Below are 15,126 nucleotides of genomic sequence, written 5' to 3'. Positions count from 1 at the left end.
GCGGCCTATGGGTCAGGCAGCGGCGACCGCAGCCTTGCCCGCTTCCTTGTACAGGGCGCGGACCTTGTCGCTCATCTGGGCGCCGTTCTTGACCCAGTGGTCGACGCGCTCGGTGTCGAGGACGACACGCTGCTCACCGCCGGTCGCGACCGGGTTGTAGTAGCCCACGCGCTCGATGTTGCGGCCGTCGCGCGCGCTGCGCGAGTCGGTCACGATGATGTGGTAGAACGGACGCTTCTTGGCGCCGCCGCGCGTCAGACGGATCTTGACCATTGCTTTGCTTCCTGTGTTGCCCAGTCGCCAGGGTGGCGAGGTAAGCCGGCGATTATAGCGGAAGCGGCGGCTGCCGGCGCAAGCACCGGTCAGCGCGCGCCTCCGAGCGGCATCCAGAGCTGCGCGGCGAGCAGCGCGCGCAGACGCCCGAGCACCGCCGAGTCGGCATCGAAGCGCCAGCCGTCGATCGACGCCACCGCACGCAGCCCGCCGCTGTTGCAGGCGAACGCAGCCTCGAAGCCCGCGCAATCGGCTAGGCCGACACGGGCGTGGCGCTGCGCGATGCCCGCGGTCTCGAGCGCGCGCTGCAGCAAACGCTCGCTCGTACCCCGCAACGCCGGCGCGATCGGCCACACCACGGTGTCGCCGGCGACGAAGCCGACGTTCCACAGCGCCCCCTCGCCGATAGTGCCGTCGGCATCGACCAGCAGCGCATCGTCGTAGCCGGCCAGCGCGGCCTGCCGGCGTGCATGCAACAGCGGCAACGTGGCGGCGTGCTTGAGATGGGCCAGCGTACGGACATGGATATGCGAGGCCAGCCGCAGCGGCGCGGCCGGCGGCGCGCGCGGCGGCGACAACGCGACCAGCAGCACCGTCGGCACCGCCTCGCCGCGCTCGACGGCCGGCATATCGCGCGAGAACGCCGCAATGCGCACTGTCGCATCGTCGACGCCAGCGGCCACCAGCGCCGAGGCCATCGCGCCGAGGAGCGCGTCCGACGCCAGCGGGCTGCCGAACAGTTCGAGGTTGGCGGCCTGCAGGCGCGCCACATGTAGGTCCAGCCCCTGAACCGCGCGTCCGCGCACCTGCAATGTCGAGAAATGCCCGTAGTTGACCAGGGCCGCGGCGAGGTCCGCCGTCTCCGCCGGCCGGCCGTCGATCCAGTGGCTGACAGCAAGCGCGGCGCGTGTCACAGCAACGCCTGCGCGTCGCGCCACCAGCCCTGCACGAGCTCACCGGCGGGCCGCGCCTGCGCCAACCAGGCCGATTGCCCCGCCCAGGCCTGCATCGCGTCGAGACGGCCATCGCGGGCCGCGGCGGCGCGCATCGGCGCGGTGAGCCCGCGCTGCACCGGGTACGGCCGCGGCGGCGGTACGCCGTCGGCCGCGGCTGCGCGCACGTAGCCGGTCGCCAGCGCACGGCCGAGCCGGCCGCTGAACGCCCGAGTCGGCCAGCAGGCCTCCGGCTCGGCGCTCGCCAGTGCGTCCGCCCACGCCGGCGCGATGGCCGCCTCGGGCGTGCGCAACAGGCCGGTGCCGATCTGCACCGCGCTCGCGCCGAGTAACAATGCGGCGGCGACACCGCGCCCATCGGCGATGCCGCCGGCGGCGATCACCGGCACCTCGAGGGCATCGGCCAGCCGCGGCAACAACGAGAACAACCCGACGATGCGGTGCTCGGCTTCGGCGGCCTCGAACGCGCCGCGGTGTCCGCCCGCCTCGGCGCCCTGTGCGACCACCGCATCGGCGCCGGCGGCCTGCGCCTGCCGCGCCTCATCGAGCGTGGTGACGGTGGCGAACCAGGCGATCCCGGCCGCCTTCAGGCGTTCGACCTGCGCCGGGGAGAACACGCCCATGATGGTGGAGGCGACCGCCGGTCGCGCGGCCAGCAAGGCATCGAACTGGGCATCGAAATCGGCCGGCGTGGCGTCGCCGGCAGAGGCCGGCACCACCGGCCCCCAGCGTTCGAGAAACGCCCGGGTCGCCGCCTCGGCGTTCGCATCGCGCGCCGGTGGCGGATCGGGAATCCACAGATTGACCTGCGCCGGGCCCGCGGTGCGGTCGCGGAACGCGCGCATCCACGTCTCGATGTCGGCCGGCTGCGACAGCACCGCGCCCATCGCGCCCATGCCGCCGGCGTCGGCCACCGCCGCCGCCAGCGCCGGCGGACAGGCGCCGGCCATCGGCCCCAGCAGGACCGGAATCCGCAGGCCGAAGCGCGCACAGAACGCGTCGGCCCGCTGGCGCGCCGGGTGCGCGCCCGTGCTCACCGGAACGGCATGCGGCCCATGCCGCCCATCATCCCCTGCAGGCCGCGCATCATGCCCTTCATGCCGCCGCGGGCCATCTTGCCCATCATCTTTTCCATCTGCATGTACTGCTTCATCAGCTTGTTGACGTCGGCCGGGGTCGTGCCCGAGCCGGCAGCAATGCGCGCGCGGCGCGAGCCATTGAGCAGGGTCGGGTTGCGCCGCTCCTTCTTGGTCATCGAGTCGATGATCGCGATCATCCGCGGCACTTCCTTGTTCTGCTGGACCTGCTGCTTGAGATGCTCGGGCACCTGGCCCAGGCCCGGCAGCTTCTCCATCAGGCTGCCGATGCCGCCCATGTTCTGCATCTGCTCAAGCTGGTCCTTCATGTCGTTGAGGTCGAACTTCTTGCCCTTGGCGACCTTCTGCGCGAGCTTGGCCGCCTTGTCCTTGTCGACCTGGTGCTCGACCTGCTCGACCAGCGACAGCACGTCGCCCATGTCGAGAATGCGGCTGGCGACGCGCTCGGGATGGAAGACATCGAGCCCGTCGACCTTCTCGCCGGTGCCGACGAACTTGATCGGCTTGCCGGTGATGTAGCGCACCGACAGCGCCGCGCCGCCGCGGGCATCGCCGTCGGTCTTGGTCAGCACCACGCCGGTCAACGGCAGCGCCTCGCCGAAGGCCTTGGCGGTGTTGGCCGCGTCCTGACCGGTCATCGAGTCGACGACGAACAGCGTCTCGACCGGATTGACCGCGGCATGCAGCGCCTTGATCTCGGTCATCATGGCCTCGTCGATCGCCAGGCGGCCGGCGGTGTCGACCAGCAGCACGTCGATGAACGACTTGCGCGCATCGGCGATCGCCGCGCGCACGATGTCGACCGGCTGCTGCGAGGCCTCGGACGGGAAGAAGCGCACATCGACCTGTTCGGCCAGCGTGCGTAGCTGCTCGATCGCGGCCGGACGATAGACGTCGGCGCTGACGACCATGACCTTCTTCTTGCGCTTTTCCTTCAGCAGCTTGGCCAGCTTGCCGACCGTGGTCGTCTTGCCCGCGCCCTGCAGGCCGGCCATCAACACGACCGCGGGTGCCGGCACGGCGAGATTGAGTTCGGTCGCCTGCGCGCCCATGACCGCAGTCAGCTCGTCGCGCACGACCTTGATCAGCGCCTGGCCCGGGGTCAGCGACTTGAGCACTTCCTGCCCGACCGCGCGCACCTTGATCCGCTCGATCAGCGCCTGCACCACCGGCAGCGCAACATCAGCCTCGAGCAGTGCGATGCGCACCTCGCGGGTCGCCTCGCGGATGTTCTCCTCGGTCAGGCGGCCGCGCCCGCGCAGGCGCTCGATGGTGCCGGACAGGCGCTGGGTCAGGGACTCGAACATGCGGGACTCGGGCTGGGTCGAAACGGTCGGCGATTATAGCCCGCACGCCCGCGCGCCCCGGCCCGCGTCGATCGGCGGCAGGCGCGTTTGGGGCGTTCCTGTGCGACACTTCCGCGATGACAATGGTTCTCATCGCAGCCCTGCTCTACCTGGCCGCTGCCGTGGCGCTCGTGCACGGTGTCGGGCGCGACCCTGCGCCCGGCAACGCGTGGTGGGCGGTGCCGGCCGTCGCCGCCGTCGCGCTGCATGCCGCCGCGCACATATTGGTGTGGCGCGACGTGGGCACCGAGCTGCATTTCTACGCCGCGCTGTCGCTGGTCGGTCTGGGCATGGCGGTGCTGACGATGCTCTACGACATCCGCGGACGCATGGCCGCGCTGGGCGTGATCGTGTTTCCGATCGCCGCCGCGGCGCTGATCTCCTACGGCCGGGGCGCGCACGTCGCGTCCAGCGTCCCGGACTGGCGCCTGCAGTTGCACGCCTGGTGCGCCTTGCTGTCCTACGCCACGCTCGCGATCGCCGCCCTGCTCGCGATGCTGTTGTGGGCGCAGGAACGCGCACTGCGCCGACGCGAATTCCATCGCTGGCTGCGCGCGCTGCCACCGCTGACCGAGCTCGAATCGCTGCTGTTCCGCACGATCTGGGTCGGGTTCGCGCTGCTGACGGCGACACTGGTCACCGGTGTGCTGTTCGTCGACGACTTCTTCGCCCAGCACCTGATCCACAAGACCGTGCTGAGCGTGCTGTCGTGGCTGGCCTTCGGCGCGCTGCTGTTGGGCCGCTGGCGTCATGGCTGGCGCGGCACCCGCGCGGTCGGCTGGACGCTGGCGGCGATGGCGCTGCTGGTGCTGGCGTTCTTCGGCAGCAAGTTCGTGCTGGAGCTGGTGCTACGGCGTCCGGGCTGAGCCCAGCCGACCGATCCGGAAGACTCGCATGCGCACATGGATGGCCGCCTTCGCACTCGCCGCTTCGATCTCGACCGCCGCCGCAGATGACGAGGCGCATTCGCCAATCTTCGGCCACATCGAGTTTCTCTGGAACGCGCCGGTTGCGGGCACCGGCGCTCGTCCGGTCGCCCAGGGCCTGTTGCGCCATCCGGAGGCGCCGCACCTGGCCTGCTGGAAAACGCAGGGCTTTCCGCAGCGGGCGGTCGATGTTCGGCTGGAGATCGACGACAGCGCCGGCCGCCACACGTTGTGGTCAGCCACCGAACCTGGAACGGAATCGAAGTTCGTCCGCTGCGGCACGATCGATCTCGCCGCGCTGGGCGTGACACCCGGCCTGCGTCGCATCGTCCTGCGTTTCGACGGGCAGATCGCGGCGCAGACCACGATCGAGGTGGCCGAGTCCCTGGCCTCGGCTGCGTTCGCACAAGGCGACCGCATGTACGTCCACGGACGTACTGATTATCCAGACGACCTCGCGCCGGCCGACTATGTGGGCCGGTTCGTCTGGGTTTTGGGCTTTGGGCCGGACGGCCAAGTCGTAGACGTCCAGACTGAAGTCGCCGAAGGGCTGGCCGCGACGCGGTTGCGGACCGCGGGCCAAGCGGCCGCCCAGCTCTACCGCATCGGGCCCAACCCGGCCAAGCCGCTGCGCCAGTTCCGGCAGCCTTACGACATCCAACCTGCTCCCTGACCGACGGGTCAACGCCTGAACCGATACCAGCCGCCTGCCTGAACAGCGCTTGCGGCGGCAATACTTGCCTTGACAACAATTGCAGCGGCGAGGAATATGCGCCGCCATGTCGTCTCCTCCCCGCCCTTGCGCCTCCGCCAGCGGTTCGTCGCTGGGCCTGCTGTTCCGGCAGGTCCGCGATGCCATGTGGACGCGCATGGCCGACGAGCTCGCCCAGGCCGGGCATGAACTGAGCTTCAGCCAATACATCACGATCAAGAAGCTGGCGCTGGGCACCAGCAACGCGACCGATCTCGCCCGTGCGGCCGAGCTCAATCCCGGTGCGATGACCCGTCTGATCGACAAACTGATTGACCGGGGCTTGGTCGAGCGCCATGCCGATCCCGACGACCGCCGTGTTGTGCGCATCCGCCTCAGCGCGCAGGGCGAGGCGATCTGGCGCGACATCGACCAATGCGGCAACCGCGTGCGCGAGCGCGCGATGTCGGGCATCGACGACGCCCAGCGGCAGCAGTTCATCCGGCTTCTCGAACAAGTTCGCGACAACCTCTCCTTCCCGGGACAGTGACCATGCCTTCTCCCACGACACGCGCCCGGCGACGGGCGCCGGCTGCGGTGTTGCCGATTGTCGCCGCACTGCTGCTCGCAGGTTGCGCCAGCAGTCGCGGCCTGGCGCCGCAACTCACGCCCAGCGATGCCGACACGCTCGCTGCAGGCCGGAGCCTCGCCGGCACACCGCTCAGCGCTGCCGACTTTCCACGCAGCGACTGGTGGACCGCGTTCGGCGATCCGCAGCTCGATGCGCTGATCGATGAGGCGCTGCGCGACAGCCCCTCCTTGGCCGCCGCCGATGCGCGCGCCCGCAGCGCCCAGGCGCAAGCCGGCCTGGCCGATGCGCAGCGCCGGCCGACCCTCGGCACCAGCGCGCGCGTGAGCGGTGTGCAACTGCCGGAAACTCTGGCGCCCGACCCGATCGGCGGCGACTTCAAAGCCAGTGGCGTGTTGATGCTCGACTTCGCCTGGGCGCCCGATCTGTGGGGCGGCCAGCGCGCGGCCTTCGAGGCGGCTGCTGGGCAGGCGCGCGCTGCCGAAGTCGATGCGCAGGCCGCGCGCCTGACGTTGTCGTCGAATGTCGCGCGCGGCTACATCGCGCTGGCGCAGGCCTTCGACGCGCAGGATGTGGCGCAGCGCGAGATCGAGCGCGCCAGCCGGTTGCGCGACCTCGCGCACCAGCGCGTGGAGGCCGGTCTCGACAACCAGTTGCAACTGCGCAATGCCGACACCGCGATCGGCATCGCGCGCCAGCAGGCGCAGGCCGCGCAGCAGCAGATCGATGCGGCGCGCAATGCGCTGGCCGCATTGCTGGGCAAGGGTCCCGACCGCGGCCTCGACATCGCCCGCCCGCAGCTGTTGCAGGCGCCGCCACCGGGCGTGCCCGCGGTACTGCCGAGCGAGCTGCTGGGCCATCGCGCCGATGTCGTCGCCGCGCGTTGGCGCGTCGAGGCCGCCGCCCGCGGCGTCGACGCCGGCAAGGCCGCCTTCAAGCCCAGCGTCAACCTCAGCGCGCTCGTCGGCCTGGCCGCGGGCAACCTCTCGGATCTATTCGGCAGCGATGCGGTGCTCGGCTTCGGCGGCCCCGCGCTGAGCCTGCCGATCTTCGACGGCGGTCGGCTGCGCGCCGGCCTCGCCCAGCGCGACGCCGACTACGACACCGCGGTCGCAAGCTACGACCAGACGCTGGTCGTCGCGCTGCGCGAGGTCACCGACGCCTTGCAAACGGCGCGCGCGCTCGATGCGCAGATCGACACCGTCGCCGATGCGACCGAGGCCGCCCGTCAGGCGTTCGCGCTCGCCGACACCCGCTACCGCGCCGGCATCGGCAACCAGCTCGATGTGCTCGCCGCCCAGCGGCCGCTGTTCCAGCTCGAACAGCAACTCGCGACGCTGCGCGCGCAGCGCTTCGGCGCCGCGGTCGATCTCGACCGCGCGCTCGGCGGCGGCCTGACGCTCGCCGCGCCCACCCTTTCCACGCAGACCCAAGCCGGGGCGACCACGCCATGACCTCCGAATCCAACACCGCCACCCCGCCGCAGAAGAATGGCAAGCGCCGCCGTGCGCTCACGATCCTGGCCACCGTCGCCATCCTGGCCGGGGTCGGCTGGGCGGCGTGGTACCTGCTCGTCGCGCGCTGGCACCAGGACACCGATGACGCCTATGTGCAGGGCAACGTCGTGAGCATCGTGCCGCAGACGATGGGCACCGTGGTCTCGATCGATGCCGACGAAGGCATGCGCGTCGAGGCCGGCCAGGCGCTGGTGCACCTCGATCCCAACGACGCGCAGGTCGCCTACGATCAGGCGGTCGCGAACCTGGCCGGCACGGTTCGGCAGGTGCGTGGCCTCTACAGCAGCGTCGAATCCGGCCAGGCCGAGCTGGCGGCGCGACAGGTCGCCGTGCGCCAGGCCCGCGAAGACGTGCGCCGCCGCGAAGGCCTGGTCGCCAGCGGGGCGGTCTCGCGCGAGGAACTGGCCCACGCCCGCGACGTGCTGGCCGGAGCCGAAGCCGCGCTGTCGGCCTCGCAAGGTCAACTTTCGCGCAGCCGCGCGCTGGTCGACGCAACCGAGGTCGCCAGCCAGCCGCAGGTCCAGGCCGCCGCCGCGCAGCTGCGCCGTGCCTGGCTCGACCTGCAGCGCATGGCCATCGTTGCGCCGGTGTCGGGCTACGTCGCCCGCCGTGAGGTGCAGCTCGGCCAGCGCGTCCAGCCGGGCAACACGCTGATGACGATCGTGCCGCTGGAGCAGGTCTGGGTGGAGGCCAACTTCAAGGAGACCCAGCTCACCGGCATGCGCATCGGCCAGCCGGTCGAGGTGCGCGCCGATCTCTACGGCGGCGACGTGCACTACGCCGGCAAGGTCGCCAGTCTGGGCATGGGCACCGGCAGTGCGTTCTCGCTGCTGCCGGCGCAGAACGCCAGCGGCAACTGGATCAAGATCGTCCAGCGTGTACCGGTGCGCATCGAACTCGATCCCGCGCAGCTGGCCGAGCATCCGCTGCGCCTGGGCCTGAGCATGCATGTCGATGTCGCGGTGCGCGACCAGACCGGCCCGGTGCTGGCCACCTCGCAGGCCAAGCGTGCCGCGCCGCTGCTGTCGACCGACGCCTATGCCGAGCAACAAGCCCAAGCCGATGCGCTGATCACGCGCACGATCGAGGCCAACCTGCCCCAGCTCGCCGCCCGCCGCTGAGCCGACTCCCGGCACCGAGGCCGTCATGTCCACAACCACCGCCGATGCGCCGGGCGCGCCTGCCCCGGCCGCTGCCTCCGCCTTCCGTCCGCCGAACCTGGCGCTGACGACGATCGGCCTTGCGCTGGCGTCGTTCATGCAGGTGCTCGACATCACGATCGCCAACGTCTCGTTGCCGACGATCGCCGGCAACCTCGGCGCGAGCTCGAACCAGGCAACCTGGGTCATCACCTCGTTCGCGGTCAGCAATGCAATCGCATTGCCGCTGACCGGTTTCATGACCCGGCGCTTCGGCGAGCGCAAGCTGTTCGTGTGGGCGACGTTTGCGTTCGTGATCGCCTCGCTGCTGTGCGGCCTGGCCTCGAGCATGGGATTTCTGGTCGCCGCCCGCGCGCTGCAGGGTTTCGTCGCCGGTCCGATGTATCCGGTGACCCAGGCTCTGCTGATCTCGATCTATCCCCCAGCCAAACGCGGACAGGCGATCGCACTGCTGGCAATGGTCACCGTGGTCGCACCGATCTGCGGCCCGATTCTCGGCGGCTGGATCACCGACAACTACAGCTGGGAATGGATCTTCTTCATCAACGTGCCGATCGGCATCTTCGCCAGCCTCGTCGTCGCCAGCCAGCTACGCGGGCGACCGGAGAAGCTCGAGAAGCCGAAGATGGACTACGTCGGCCTGATCACGCTGATCATCGGCGTCGGCGCGCTGCAGACGCTGCTCGACCTGGGCAACGAGGAAGACTGGTTCGAGTCGACCAAGATCGTGTGGCTGGCGATCACCTCGGTGCTGGGCCTGGCGGTGTTCCTGATCTGGGAGCTCACCGAGAAGGACCCGATCGTCAATCTGCGGCTGTTCCGACATCGCAACTTCGCCTTCGGCACGCTGGCGATGGTGCTTGGCTACTCGGCCTTCTTCGCCGTGGGCCTGCTGGTGCCGCTGTGGCTGCAGCGCAACCTGGGCTACACGCCGATCTGGGCGGGGTTTGCGACCGCACCGATCGGTATTTTGCCGGTGCTGCTCACGCCGCTGGTGGGCAAGTACGCCACCCGCTTCGACCTGCGCATCCTGGCGACATTCGCGTTCATGGTGATGGCCTTCACCAGCTTCATCCGCTCGGGCTTCAATCTCGACGTCGACTTCCAGCATGTCGCGATGGTGCAGCTGTGGCAGGGCCTGGGCGTGGCGCTGTTCTTCATGCCGGTGCTGACCATCCTGCTGTCGGATCTCGAACCGCACGAGATCGCCGCCGGCTCGGGCCTGGCGACCTTCGTGCGCACGCTCGGCGGCAGCTTCGCCGCATCTTTGACCACCTGGGCCTGGAACCAGCGCAGCACCATCCACCATGCGCAGCTGACCGAGCACATCCCCGCACACGATCCTGCGATCCAGCAGACGGTCGCCGCGCTCGGCCAGGGCGATGTGCAGCGCGGCGCGATGATGCTCGATCAGATGATCGCCCAGCAGGCGACCCAGATCGGCTTCAACGAGATCTTCCATCTGCTGGGCATCTTGTTCCTGCTGGTGATCGCGTTCGTCTGGATGGCGCGGCCCCCGTTCGCGGCGAAGATCGGCGGCGCAGCCTCCGGCGGCCACTGAGCACGCGCGCGCGATGCGCGCGCGTTGTCAGCCAACGGCCAGCAGCGCCAGGCCCTTCGCCAACCCGAGCGCGGTGCCGCCGATCGTCTCGGGCCACGTGTGCCGCGCCAGGCGCAGCCGCGACCAGCCCAGCATCGGAAGCGCCAGCAGCCCTGCGAGCGAGACCACGGGCAACAGCGGCCAGATCGCCACCGCCGCAAACGCCAGGCTCGCCATGTGCAGCGACAGCTTGATCCAGCGGTTGGCGAGACCTGCCGCGCACAGCATCAGTGCGGCCGCGAGCACACCGGTCGAGGTCGCCGAACCGCGACCGCCCATCCACAGCCAATAGCCGCCGGCAACGACCAGCAGCAGCACATAGAGCAGCGGCCGCTCCTGCCGCCGCGAGGCATCGACCGTTTCCCAATGCCCACCCCGTCGCCGTTGCCAGATGAAGGCCGCGACGATCGCGACCCCGGCGACGAGCCCTAGCGAGGTACGCCCGAGCGAGGCGGGATCGGCACGCCAGGCCGCCAGCAACGCGAGCGTCGCGAATACGACGAACGGATGCAGCGCGATCGAGACGACGCGGGCAAGCGGCATCACCGGCGCTCAGTCGATTGAGGCCGGACGCCCGACCCGGCACTCAGACATGCTCGAGCGCCTCGGCCAGCCGTTCGACCGCGATGATCTCCATGCCCTTGTAGGCGCCGGCCTTGGGCGCATTGGCGCGCGGCACGATCGCACGCACGAAGCCGTGGGTGGCGGCCTCCTTCAGGCGCTCCTCGCCATTGGGCACCGGCCGGATCTCGCCGGCCAGGCCGACCTCACCGAAAGCGATGGTCTTCTCCGGCAGCGGGATGTCGCGCAGCGACGACAGCACCGACAGCAGCACCGGCAGGTCGGCCGCGGTCTCCTGCACGCGGATGCCGCCGACGACGTTGACGAACACGTCCTGGTCGCCGGTCATGATGCCGCCGTGCCGATGCAGCACCGCCAGCAGCATCGCCAGCCGGTTGCCCTCCATGCCGACCGCGACACGCCGTGGGTTGGACAGCGGCGAGGCATCGACCAGCGCCTGCACCTCGACCAGCAGCGGCCGGGTGCCCTCGCGCGTGACCATGATGCAACTGCCCGGCTGTTGCGCGCCCGCCCCCGACAGGAAGATCGCCGACGGGTTGGCGACCTCCTTGAGGCCTTTCTCGCCCATCGCGAACACGCCCAGTTCGTTGACCGCGCCGAAGCGGTTCTTGAATGCGCGCATCACCCGGAAGCGGCTGCCGCTGTCGCCCTCGAAATACAGCACCGCGTCGACCATGTGCTCGAGCACGCGCGGGCCGGCGATGCCGCCCTCCTTGGTCACGTGGCCGACCAGGAACACCGCGGTGCCGGTCTCCTTGGCATAGCGCACCAGGCGCGCGGCCGACTCTCGGACCTGGCTCACCGAGCCGGGGGCTGCGGTCAGGGACTCGGTCCACAGGGTCTGGATCGAGTCGGCGATGATCAGCCCGGGCTTGAGCTTGGAGGCGTGCTCGAGAATGCGCTCGATGCCGGTCTCGGCCAATGCGTGCAGGCCGTCGAGCGACAGTCCCAGCCGGACCGCACGCCCGGCGACCTGCGCCAGTGATTCCTCGCCGGTGACGTACAGCCCCGGCAGCGTATGCGCCATCCGCGCCAGCGCCTGCAGCAGCAACGTGGACTTGCCGATGCCGGGATCGCCACCGACCAGCACCACGGCGCCCTCGACCAGACCACCGCCCAGCACCCGGTCGAACTCGCCGATGCCGGTCGACACGCGCACGTCCTCGCCCTGCTGCACATCCTTGAGCGCCATGACCTTGGGCGCATCGACCTTGCCGGCCCAACCCGAGCGGCGCGCCGCGGGCGAGCAGACCGACGCCGCGCTCTCGAGCACGATCTCGGCGATCGTGTCCCAGGCGCCGCAGGCGCTGCACTGCCCCTGCCACTTGTTGTAGTCGGCGCCGCACTCGCTGCACACGAAGGCGGTTCGGGCTTTGGCGGCGGGCTTGGCCATCGACGATCGGTCCGTTGCGGGGCCCGGCAGGATAGCCGAGGGCGGTCGCAGCAACGGAGACGCACACACCCGCACGCAGCCATCGGGCACCGCTACAATCGCCTCGGACAACGGGCCCCGGGGGGCCGCTCCCGATGCCCGACCGCGACGACCTCCACCACCGGGCGCGTGCCGCCGCTCTGCTGTTTCCGTCCCGGATCCGCCGTATGCGGATGCTCGGTGCGGCGCTGTGTGCGCTGCCGATCGCCTCGGTCCTGGCCGAACGCGAAGCGCCGGCGTGGCTCTGGGCAGTGCTGGCATTCAACGCCATGCTGTGGCCTCAACTGGCCTGGCTGTTCTCGCGACGCGCGGAAGACCCTGTCGCCACCGAGTACCGCAATCTCCTCATCGATGCGGCGGCCGGTGGCCTGTGGATCGCGGCGATCGCGGTCAACCTGCTGCCGACGGTGGCCATCGCGTCGGTGCTGGCCTCCGATCGCTTGGCCGCCGGCGGATGGCGCCTGTTCTGGCGAGCCGCCATCGTGTTCGCGCTCGCCTTCGTGGCCGGCTGGGCGCTCGCCGGCTATCCGTTCGCGCCGGAGACCTCGTCGCGCACCCTCCTCGCGTGCATTCCGCTGTTGGTTGGCTACCCCATCGCGTTGAGCCTGGTGACCTACCGGCTGGGCAGGACGATCGCCCGACAGAACCGCGAGCTCGAACGCAGCAACCGAACCGATTCGGGCAGCGACCTGCCCAACCGGCGGCACTTCGACGTCCGGGTGCGCGATGCCTTGTCGCGCTTCGATCGGCACGGTGATCCGGCCACATTGCTGATGATCGACATCGACGCCTTCAAGTCGATCAACGACCACTATGGCCACGGCGTCGGCGATCTCGTGCTGCGACGGGTGGCCGATGTGCTGCGCACCGCCGCTGGCGCGACCGATACGCCGGCGAGGATCGGTGGCGATGAGTTCGCGATCCTGCTCGCCCCGGCCGGGCCGGCGCGCGCATCCGCGGTGGCCGAGTACGTCCGCGCCGGCATCGCCGCCCTCGGTTTCGACGGCCATCCGACGCTGGCATGCACGGCCAGCATCGGCGTATCGACGACGCGCCCGGAGTTCGGCTCGCCGCCCGACTGGCTGCGCGATGCCGACAGCGCGCTCTACCGCGCCAAGGCTGCCGGGCGCAATCGCGTGGCGGTGGCCTGAGCCCCGGCGCATTCGCCTAGGGACTGGTGACGCCGCCCGGGCGTTCAGACGCGCGTGGCGCCTCCGCCGGCATCAGCGGCGTCTCGCCGCGACGCGTCAACTGCGCCAACGCCATCGCCGCATCGCCGACCACCAGCGGTGCCGGCACCGACAGCATCAGGTTCAGCGGCAGCCCGAACTCTTCGATATTCCAGCCGTGCACATCGAGCACGCCGTCAGGTCCGATCGCCTCGGGATGGCGCTGGCGGATGCGCTGGGCCAGCGTGCCGCCCTCGGGGATATAGCCGTACACCGGCTTGCCGCGCGCGACCGCATAGCCGACCTCGAAGCAGGTGCCGCTGTCGGGCTCCGGCCCGCGGAAGAAATCCAGGTTGGCGAGCACCGCATCGGCGCGCTCGATCAGGCCGATGTTGGCCCGGTAAATCCACCGCGCCTGCTCGCCCGGATCGACAAGCGTCGCCGGCACGTCCTGATCGAGCGGATACAAGCCCTCGATGCCGAAGCGCGCGCACAGCGCCTTGAGCTCGAGCCCGCGCGCGCGGGCATCGGGCCGGAACACGTCGGGTCCGGCGAGGTACAGGGAACGAATCATCTCGGCGAAGACGTGGACAGGTTGCGCATTGTCGCGGCGCCGGCCGATACAGGGAATGCGACCCGATGCCGCTGACCTTGGGCACCGTGGGCATCCCGGCTCGGCGACTGCATCTGCGATGCTGCGCGGAAACTGCGGCGGACGTGGCGACGACGCCTCAAGCAGCCTGCCCGTGCGCCAGAGAGATTGGCTACTCGTCGTTCCGGAACGACAGCTGCCGACGAAAGGTCGAAGTCGAGTCGGGCCCCGAGCGCGGCGGAAACAGCGAGATCTCGCCGGCACGAATGGCGCGATCGCGGATCTTCAGACCAATGCCCTCGGCACGCTCGATCTCCACCCGGTCGACGCTGCCGTCAGGCGCGATGTGCATGACCCAGGCCAGCTCACCGACAAACGCTTCGGGCGCGATCGTCGCGTCGTAGTTGGGACGCCCCAGCACATAGGGCATGTCCTGGGGCGTGGCAGCGATCAGCGCATCGAGCGTCGGATACACCTCGACTTCGCGGGTGCCGGCCGGCGCCGCAGCGCCATCCAGGTAGACCACCACACGCCACCTCCCTGGCATCGCGTCCGGCGGCAATTGCGCAGGAAAGCAGCGCTTGCTGCCATCGAAATCCGGATGCGCCTGCTGCGCGACCACGCGCCCCGCCGTGTCACGCATCTCGATCGTCAGCCCCGATGTCTTGGCGTCGGCATCGAGCACCGCGACGCAGACTTGGTGCCCGAAGCGCTCGCCGAGCACGAACGAACGCGTTTCCTGTCTGGCCAGCGCGCCCTCGGGCGTCTTGGACCACAGGAACTCGATATAGGGATCCGACGGCGATGGCGTCCCCGTCGCGGCCAGTGCGGCATCGCAGGCCAACACCAGCAACGCCCCCGCAAGACGCGCCTGCATGCCATTACTCCAGACCATAAAACCCCGGCGACGATTGGATCGCCGCCAGGATAGGCGCCCGCGAAATCGTCAGACGCGCACGCACGATGGACTCACAGATGCGGATCCGACACCAACGGCGGATCGCTCTTGGGCGTGCAGGTGCCCTGGTCGACCCACGAATCGGTCGGTTCGGCCAACGGGCCAGCCCCGCCACTGACGTGCGCAATTTCCTCGCGGGACAGCACACGCGCCAACACCCGGCCTTCCACGGCCGCGGCCGTACGCTCTTCGGACTTCCTGGACATAACCACTCCTCATGATTGGATGGGACACATCACAT

At 69.9% G+C, this 15,126-nt stretch carries 15 protein-coding genes and 1 pseudogene; 7 read left to right on the top strand and 9 right to left on the bottom strand.

Going from position 1 to position 15,126, the window contains the following annotated elements; translation table 11 throughout:
* Window positions 1-12 precede the first annotated feature (12 nt).
* The 4 genes from BEN78_12475 to BEN78_12460 all read right to left on the bottom strand — a co-directional run bounded on the left by BEN78_12475 (window position 13) and on the right by BEN78_12460 (window position 3,630).
* A complete protein-coding gene (locus tag BEN78_12475) occupies window positions 13-273 on the bottom strand; it encodes a 30S ribosomal protein S16 (protein ID ASR44064.1) in 261 nt (86 codons plus the stop codon).
* An 89-nt stretch (window positions 274-362) separates the two neighbouring features.
* On the bottom strand, window positions 363-1,187 hold the full coding sequence (locus tag BEN78_12470; GenBank protein ASR44063.1) for a hypothetical protein: 825 nt from the start codon (window positions 1,185-1,187) through the stop codon (window positions 363-365).
* A complete protein-coding gene (locus BEN78_12465; GenBank protein ASR44062.1) occupies window positions 1,184-2,263 on the bottom strand; it encodes a 2-nitropropane dioxygenase in 1,080 nt (359 codons plus the stop codon). Before BEN78_12465 ends, BEN78_12470 begins: the two co-directional genes overlap by 4 nt.
* Window positions 2,260-3,630: a signal recognition particle protein gene (locus tag BEN78_12460; GenBank protein ASR44061.1), complete on the bottom strand. Its 1,371-nt coding sequence runs from the start codon at window positions 3,628-3,630 to the stop codon at window positions 2,260-2,262. The genes BEN78_12465 and BEN78_12460 overlap by 4 nt, the downstream gene beginning before the upstream one ends.
* A gap of 116 nt (window positions 3,631-3,746) precedes the next feature.
* On the opposite strand from BEN78_12460, the gene BEN78_12455 reads away from it, so the two are divergent.
* From BEN78_12455 to emrB, 6 genes are all read left to right on the top strand, one after another.
* Window positions 3,747-4,535 (top strand): hypothetical protein, encoded by a 789-nt coding sequence (locus BEN78_12455; GenBank protein ID ASR44060.1) that lies wholly within the window; start codon window positions 3,747-3,749, stop codon window positions 4,533-4,535.
* A gap of 40 nt (window positions 4,536-4,575) precedes the next feature.
* Window positions 4,576-5,268: a hypothetical protein gene (locus BEN78_12450; GenBank protein ID ASR44059.1), complete on the top strand. Its 693-nt coding sequence runs from the start codon at window positions 4,576-4,578 to the stop codon at window positions 5,266-5,268.
* A 106-nt stretch (window positions 5,269-5,374) separates the two neighbouring features.
* Window positions 5,375-5,836: a MarR family transcriptional regulator gene (locus tag BEN78_12445; GenBank protein ASR44058.1), complete on the top strand. Its 462-nt coding sequence runs from the start codon at window positions 5,375-5,377 to the stop codon at window positions 5,834-5,836.
* A 2-nt stretch (window positions 5,837-5,838) separates the two neighbouring features.
* Window positions 5,839-7,329: a multidrug RND transporter gene (locus tag BEN78_12440; protein ASR44057.1), complete on the top strand. Its 1,491-nt coding sequence runs from the start codon at window positions 5,839-5,841 to the stop codon at window positions 7,327-7,329.
* Window positions 7,326-8,513, top strand: coding sequence for a hemolysin D (locus BEN78_12435; protein ASR44056.1), 1,188 nt, complete (start codon window positions 7,326-7,328; stop codon window positions 8,511-8,513). The genes BEN78_12440 and BEN78_12435 overlap by 4 nt, the downstream gene beginning before the upstream one ends.
* A gap of 25 nt (window positions 8,514-8,538) precedes the next feature.
* A complete protein-coding gene (gene emrB / locus BEN78_12430) occupies window positions 8,539-10,113 on the top strand; it encodes a multidrug resistance protein B (GenBank protein ID ASR44055.1) in 1,575 nt (524 codons plus the stop codon).
* Between the two features lie 27 nt (window positions 10,114-10,140).
* Here emrB and BEN78_12425 read toward each other — a convergent pair whose 3' ends face one another.
* Both BEN78_12425 and BEN78_12420 read right to left on the bottom strand, forming a co-directional pair.
* The gene (locus tag BEN78_12425; GenBank protein ASR44054.1) at window positions 10,141-10,695 is read right to left on the bottom strand and encodes a hypothetical protein; all 555 of its coding nucleotides are present in this window, start codon (window positions 10,693-10,695) and stop codon (window positions 10,141-10,143) included.
* A 43-nt stretch (window positions 10,696-10,738) separates the two neighbouring features.
* Complete coding sequence (locus BEN78_12420; protein ASR44053.1) at window positions 10,739-12,127, bottom strand: DNA repair protein RadA; 1,389 nt, start codon at window positions 12,125-12,127, stop codon at window positions 10,739-10,741.
* 134 nt (window positions 12,128-12,261) lie between these two features.
* Between BEN78_12420 and BEN78_12415 the strand changes: the two genes are divergently transcribed.
* A complete protein-coding gene (locus tag BEN78_12415; GenBank protein ASR44052.1) occupies window positions 12,262-13,317 on the top strand; it encodes a hypothetical protein in 1,056 nt (351 codons plus the stop codon).
* Between the two features lie 97 nt (window positions 13,318-13,414).
* On the opposite strand, the pseudogene BEN78_12410 reads toward BEN78_12415, so the two are convergent.
* From BEN78_12410 to BEN78_12400, 3 genes and pseudogenes are all read right to left on the bottom strand, one after another.
* Window positions 13,415-13,909, bottom strand: a pseudogene (locus tag BEN78_12410) (nucleoside 2-deoxyribosyltransferase).
* A gap of 190 nt (window positions 13,910-14,099) precedes the next feature.
* Window positions 14,100-14,279 (bottom strand): hypothetical protein, encoded by a 180-nt coding sequence (locus BEN78_12405; protein ASR45117.1) that lies wholly within the window; start codon window positions 14,277-14,279, stop codon window positions 14,100-14,102.
* 617 nt (window positions 14,280-14,896) lie between these two features.
* A complete protein-coding gene (locus BEN78_12400) occupies window positions 14,897-15,091 on the bottom strand; it encodes a hypothetical protein (GenBank protein ASR44051.1) in 195 nt (64 codons plus the stop codon).
* Window positions 15,092-15,126: the final 35 nt, after the last annotated feature.

It is taken from the genome of Xanthomonas citri pv. mangiferaeindicae (genome assembly GCA_002240395.1).
Lineage (GTDB): Bacteria > Pseudomonadota > Gammaproteobacteria > Xanthomonadales > Xanthomonadaceae > Luteimonas > Luteimonas citri_A.
The sequence above is the reverse complement of the archived record's forward strand: the minus strand, read 5'-3'. Positions and strand labels throughout refer to the sequence as shown.

Coding starts and splice junctions, on each gene's coding strand:
- BEN78_12425 (ASR44054.1), bottom strand. CDS start 10,695: ATGCCGCTTGCCCGCGTCGTCTCGATCGCGCTGCATCCGTTCGTCGTA.
- BEN78_12460 (ASR44061.1), bottom strand. CDS start 3,630: ATGTTCGAGTCCCTGACCCAGCGCCTGTCCGGCACCATCGAGCGCCTG.
- emrB (ASR44055.1), top strand. CDS start 8,539: ATGTCCACAACCACCGCCGATGCGCCGGGCGCGCCTGCCCCGGCCGCT.
- BEN78_12420 (ASR44053.1), bottom strand. CDS start 12,127: ATGGCCAAGCCCGCCGCCAAAGCCCGAACCGCCTTCGTGTGCAGCGAG.
- BEN78_12455 (ASR44060.1), top strand. CDS start 3,747: ATGACAATGGTTCTCATCGCAGCCCTGCTCTACCTGGCCGCTGCCGTG.
- BEN78_12445 (ASR44058.1), top strand. CDS start 5,375: ATGTCGTCTCCTCCCCGCCCTTGCGCCTCCGCCAGCGGTTCGTCGCTG.
- BEN78_12400 (ASR44051.1), bottom strand. CDS start 15,091: ATGTCCAGGAAGTCCGAAGAGCGTACGGCCGCGGCCGTGGAAGGCCGG.
- BEN78_12415 (ASR44052.1), top strand. CDS start 12,262: ATGCCCGACCGCGACGACCTCCACCACCGGGCGCGTGCCGCCGCTCTG.
- BEN78_12405 (ASR45117.1), bottom strand. CDS start 14,279: ATGCACATCGCGCCTGACGGCAGCGTCGACCGGGTGGAGATCGAGCGT.
- BEN78_12435 (ASR44056.1), top strand. CDS start 7,326: ATGACCTCCGAATCCAACACCGCCACCCCGCCGCAGAAGAATGGCAAG.
- BEN78_12440 (ASR44057.1), top strand. CDS start 5,839: ATGCCTTCTCCCACGACACGCGCCCGGCGACGGGCGCCGGCTGCGGTG.
- BEN78_12450 (ASR44059.1), top strand. CDS start 4,576: ATGGCCGCCTTCGCACTCGCCGCTTCGATCTCGACCGCCGCCGCAGAT.
- BEN78_12475 (ASR44064.1), bottom strand. CDS start 273: ATGGTCAAGATCCGTCTGACGCGCGGCGGCGCCAAGAAGCGTCCGTTC.